Origin of the sequence: Candidatus Nitrosotalea sp. FS, assembly GCF_011319475.1 — an archaeon.
Classification (GTDB): Archaea; Thermoproteota; Nitrososphaeria; order Nitrososphaerales; family Nitrosopumilaceae; genus Nitrosotalea.
Genome location: NZ_RCMC01000045.1, coordinates 1 through 5,409, shown reverse-complemented (window position 1 = coordinate 5,409; position 5,409 = coordinate 1). Strand labels below are relative to the sequence as shown.

Genomic DNA, 5,409 nt, shown 5'->3' with positions numbered 1-5,409 from the left:
CTGATCTTTGGCAAGGCTTCTTTTGCCAGCTCTTCTGCAACCTTTGGGATTGCAATCATGACTTCGTTTCTACATGAATCCACCATCTCAAGAATCTTTGTTGCAATGTTTACCACACCTGAAATTATCCAAATGTCTGGTCTCNTTGCAAGCTCTTCAGCAACCTTGGGGATTGCAATCATGACCTCGTTTCTACAGGAATCTACCATTTCGAGAATCTTTGTTACAATGTTTACCACACCAGAGATTATCCAAATATCTGGCCTTTCACTTATCCCGCTTTGTTCATAAAGTGGAGTGAGTTCCTTGAGTACAACATTTTCATTATTTCTAAATTCTGTCTCAAATTGTTGTTTTGATGTCTGTATTGCAGTAGCTGGAGATTTTGCAAAATATTGAGTAGGTCTTGAATCGTCCGAGCCTATCCACCCCTTCTCCTCCAGTGTGCCTAGAACCTCATAAATTTTTGAATATGGTACTCCTGATTTTTGGCTGAGATCTGAGGCAGTAATTGGACCTGTCTTTAAGAGTGAAGAATATGTCTTGATCTCATAGCTTGTGAGGCCGATCTTTTCTAATGCTTTTCGTGTCTTGTCAGAAAGACTCAATGTGATATGATCGGGGGCTCTTTTGATATATATGTCTAGGATCGGTTTTCTGTGAGGGCTCACCTACCTATTCATCTGGTGTCTTGTAGGAAATGGATTAAATACTATCTCCTAAGATATGCGTATAAGACATGGAACTAATTCAGATATCTAATCAGAAGACTCCTACTTTAGGAAAGAAATCCACTATACGATTTACCCAGAGTATCTGTCCTGAATGCAATATGATACTTGATGCAGAGGTATTTGAGAGAGATGGCAAGGTCTTCATGACAAAGACTTGCCCAACACATGGTGAATGTGAAGAACTCTATTTTGGCTCTTATGATATGTATAAAAAATTCAGCACCTACTGGATTGACGGCAAGGGTGCACATGCTCCAAACGTAATGATTGACAAATGCTCATGTCCTAACAACTGTGGTCTGTGCTCTAATCACTTGTCCCACAGTGGACTTGCAAACATGATAGTTACAAACAGATGTGATTTGACCTGCTGGTATTGCTTCTTCTATGTGAAAAAGGGACTAGAAGGTGCATACATGTATGAACCATCACAAGACCAAGTAAGAGCAATGATGAAGACACTAAAAGCAGAAAGACCAATTCCAGGAAACTCTATGCAGATTACTGGTGGTGAACCAATGCTCAGAGAAGATATTGTTGATGTTATCAAAATAATGAAAGAAGAAGGTGTTGATCACATCCAGATGAACACAAACGGAATAAGATTTGCACTAGACCCAGAAGCAATGAGAGAGGTAAGACTTGCAGGTGTCAATAATTTGTATCTCAGTTTTGACGGTGTTACACCAAGAACAAATCCAAAGAACCACTGGGAAATTCCATATGCACTAGAGAGTGCAAGAAAGACAGGAACTACCGTAGTATTTGTTCCAACAGTTATCAAATCAATCAATGACCATGAATTAGGTCCAATTATACGATACGCACAAAAGAATCTTGATGTTGTGCACGCAGTAAACTTCCAACCAGTTTCATTGACTGGAAGAATGGGCAAGAAAGAACGTGAAAAATACAGAATCACAATACCAGACTGTATACAAAGAATTGAAGAACAGACAAACGGTGAAGTAACAGTCGATGACTGGTTCCCAGTTCCAAGTTGCATGCCTCTAACAAACGTAATTGAAGCATTCTCTAGCAAACCAAAGTATGAACTCTCAATCCACTTTGCATGTGGTGCAGGTACATACATCTTCGAAGATGCAGAGACAAAGAAATTTGTTCCACTTACAAGATTTGCAGATATTCAAGGAATGTTAGAACTCTTTGAAGACAAGGCAGAAGAAATCAAGTCTGGAAAGAACAAGTATTTCACAATGCTCGAAGTTGTAAGAAAACTTTCAAGCTTTATCGATAAAAAGAAACAGCCAGCAGGTCTTGATCTTGCAAAGATGTTCGGCAGCATCTTGATGAAGAGATCATTTAACTCTGTAGGTTCATGGCATGTCAAGGGCTTGTTCTTGGGCATGATGCACTTCCAAGACAAGTACAACGAAGATCTTGAAAGACTTCAGAGATGTGATATTCACTACCTTACACCAGACTTGAGAATTGTTCCATTCTGTGCATTTAACGTAATTCCAGAATGGTACAGAGACAGAATCCAAAAGAAATATTCTATATCTGTAGAAGAATGGGAGAAGCGAGTTGGAGTAAAACTCGAAGATGGTCTCTATAGAGGAATCATGAGAAGAGGTTCAGGTGATGAGCTTGCAGCTGGATGTGCAAAGAGCCAGATGATGCATGAAGCATCGCAATCTTTAATGTAAAAATCTAGGAAACACGTTTCTTCTTTTACAATTGTTAATCTAATACCTTATTAGAGAATTAATTAATTGCACACTAGCGTGCAAGTGCTAATTATTTCTCCTACTCAGACAGGTATTGGGGGAATTGCTCAACATGTTCAAGGTCTTTCTAGTTTTCTAAAAAATAATGGTCATCATGTTGATGTCCTTTCATCAGAAAATACATTCACTTTACCAATAAAGGGACTCAAAAATCCAAGCTTTATGCTATCGGCATTTTTGAAAACCAAGTTCAAGAAAGGAAATGACATTGTACATGCACATAACTTACCATCCGCGTTACCAATGAAGCATGCATCGGGAAAAAAGATACTGACACTTCATGGAATTTACTCAAAACAGGTCGATGTTATACACGGGCAGACAACTGGAAAGATCTCATCGTCATATGAAAAAGATGCTCTGACATGGGCTGATGCCATTACTGTAATATCGCATGAAGCATATGATTACTATACAAAATTGGGATTCAAGGTATCGCTTGTACCTAATGCCATTGATATATCATCACTGCCACAAAAAAAAGAAAAGCTATATGACAAACAAATAATTTTTGCGGGACGACTCTCAAAAGAAAAAGGAATACTTGATTTGCTTGAAATGTCCAAAAAACTTCCACAAGATATTCACCTTCTGATCTTGGGATCAGGACCTGAGGAATACAAAATAAAAGAGGCAACAAAGACACAACCAAACATACATCTTATGGGGTATATGCCCAAGGAGAGAACCATATCTCTTATACGAGGCTCTGATGTCTTGATCCAACCATCACTTGCTGAAGGAATAAGCTCTACCATACTTGAGGCTATGGCGTGTAATGTTCCAATTGTTGCTACAAATGTGGGGGGTAACAAGGAACTGTTAACCAATGACAAGAATGGTATATTGCTTGAGCCAAACTCTCCACAAAAACTCTTGGACGAGATAACTATGCTTGTAGTAGATAAGAAAAAATCTGAGAGACTATGTCATGAGGCATTTCTACATGTACAGAAATATGACTGGTCTCACGTTGGAAAACTTTACCTTGATATCTATGAATCTCTTCTGGCATAGTCAAAAGGAGTACTAGAGTGAGTACCACATGAAAGTAGCAATAGTGATGGGCACAAGGCCTGAGATAATAAAACTCTCATCTATCATCAAACTCTTAAACAAGAAAAACAGTACAATAATCTTCACTGGTCAGCACTATGACTTTAACATGAGCATGCAGTTCATCAAAGATCTTGATATCAGAAAGCCTGATTATTCCATGAAACTTACCAAACTCCAAAATACTACAACTGATAGGGCTACGCAAATTGGAGAAATTGTTCTAAACCTGGCAAAGATAATCAGCAAGATTGAACCTGATACCGTAATTGTTCAAGGGGATACAAACACAGTTCTTGCAGCAGCCATTACTGGCATAAAGTGTAGTGTGCCGGTGACACATGTAGAGGCAGGCCTTCGAAGCAATGACTGGAGAATGCCTGAAGAACATAACAGGATTGCAGTAGATCACATTTCCGAGTTTCTTTTTGCACCAACCGAGCACGCAAAAAAAACATTACAAGGTGAAAAAGTTCATGGAAAGACATACGTCACAGGAAACACATCAATTGATGCAATACAACAAAATATATCAAAAGCGGAAAAAAAAGCAAATCTCTCAATTGAGAAAAAAAATGATTTTGCACTTGTAACATTGCATCGTGGCGAAAATGTTGACAACAAAGAGACTCTATCATCAATTGTGCAAGGGCTTGTACAATCAAAAATGGATATGATATTTCCTGCACACCCCAGAACTGTAAAACAACTCCAAAGGTTTGGCCTCTACAAAAAACTTCAAGAATCTGATAACATATTGATTATACCACCAGTAGGATACTTTGACATGTTATATCTTATGAAAAAATCTAAATTCATAATCTCAGACTCGGGTGGGGTACAGGAAGAGGCTACATCACCGTCGATTAGAAAGAAGGTGCTTATAGTACGCAAAAGTACAGATAGGCCTGAAGCGGTAAAGACTGGATATTCAGAGCTTGTGGGCACATGCACCCAAAAGATTATCCAGGCAATTAGAGATGCACAAGATAATCACAAGATAACGTCTGATGCAAATCCTTATGGAAACGGCCACTCTGCAGAAAAAATTCTCTCTGTCTTACGCAAGACCCTCTAACTTGTTGAACCTATACAATCCTTCTATGGCAAACTGAACGGGCCATATAGGAATCTTGTCCAACAATATAGTAACATCTGATACGTATTCTGAACTAGATAACTTGCCAGCAAGACGTTCCTTGGCATATGCAATTTTTTTCTGTAATCCAGACAGATGTTTATTTGGATATACCCAATAGAATGCACCATTGAACTCTGAATCTGTTAGCTGATTTGTGGCAAGCCATCTTGCAGCTTTTGTTGCAGCCTCCAAGAATTTTTTCTCGCCAGTCTTTTCATATAGATGAACAAAGGTGCATAATGCCTGTCCAATTGCCGGAGATTGCTTGTGCCACACATGACCCTCTTTATGATAATATGTGTAAAATCCACCATCACTGTCTTGTACTCTTGTCATCCAATTTCCGCACTTTAGGTATGCATCAAAACATCCCTTGTGACCCATGTCTTCAAGCTCTGAGAGTGGAAATCCCATTAGGTTGTAGAGTGGATATATTGTAAAGTGTGAGTAGGCTGTTTCATTGAATTGATTCTGTAGAGGCTGGTAAAAAAATGGAAAGAACCCTTCAATAGTTTGTGAGCGTATTCCCCAAGATATTGCAGAGTCAAGATCCTTTTTCTGTTTGTCTGAAAGCTCCAATTCATTTTGATGTTTTAACAAAATAANTAAAGTGTGAGTAGGCTGTTTCATTGAATTGATTCTGTAGGGGCTGGTAAAAAAATGGAAAGAAACCATCAGCAGTCTGTGAATTTACTCCCCATGAGATTGCAGAGTTAAGATCCTTTTT

Annotated in this window: 4 protein-coding genes; 3 read left to right on the top strand and 1 reads right to left on the bottom strand. The window is 38.7% G+C overall.

The genetic code is table 11. The annotated features are described in order from the left end of the window. Window positions 1–145: 145 nt before the first annotated feature. Window positions 146–608: TrmB family transcriptional regulator (locus DYY66_RS02230; RefSeq protein ID WP_166285835.1), on the bottom strand; the 463-nt coding region annotated here is incomplete at its 3' end. 131 nt (window positions 609–739) lie between these two features. Between DYY66_RS02230 and tes the strand changes: the two genes are divergently transcribed. From tes to wecB, 3 genes are all read left to right on the top strand, one after another. Next, window positions 740–2,404, top strand: a complete 1,665-nt coding sequence (gene tes, locus DYY66_RS02225; protein WP_178085570.1) for a tetraether lipid synthase Tes — start codon at window positions 740–742, stop codon at window positions 2,402–2,404. Between the two features lie 78 nt (window positions 2,405–2,482). Continuing rightward, window positions 2,483–3,502 (top strand): glycosyltransferase family 4 protein, encoded by a 1,020-nt coding sequence (locus tag DYY66_RS02220; RefSeq protein ID WP_166285831.1) that lies wholly within the window; start codon window positions 2,483–2,485, stop codon window positions 3,500–3,502. Window positions 3,503–3,530: 28 nt separating this feature from the next. Next, the gene (wecB, locus tag DYY66_RS02215; protein ID WP_166285829.1) at window positions 3,531–4,619 is read left to right on the top strand and encodes a non-hydrolyzing UDP-N-acetylglucosamine 2-epimerase; all 1,089 of its coding nucleotides are present in this window, start codon (window positions 3,531–3,533) and stop codon (window positions 4,617–4,619) included. The last annotated feature ends 790 nt before the right edge of the window (window positions 4,620–5,409 follow it).

Bases quoted from the DNA above. Each gene is read 5' to 3' on its own strand.
- wecB (WP_166285829.1), top strand. From the start codon at position 3,531: ATGAAAGTAGCAATAGTGATGGGCACAAGGCCTGAGATAATAAAACTC.
- tes (WP_178085570.1), top strand. From the start codon at position 740: ATGGAACTAATTCAGATATCTAATCAGAAGACTCCTACTTTAGGAAAG.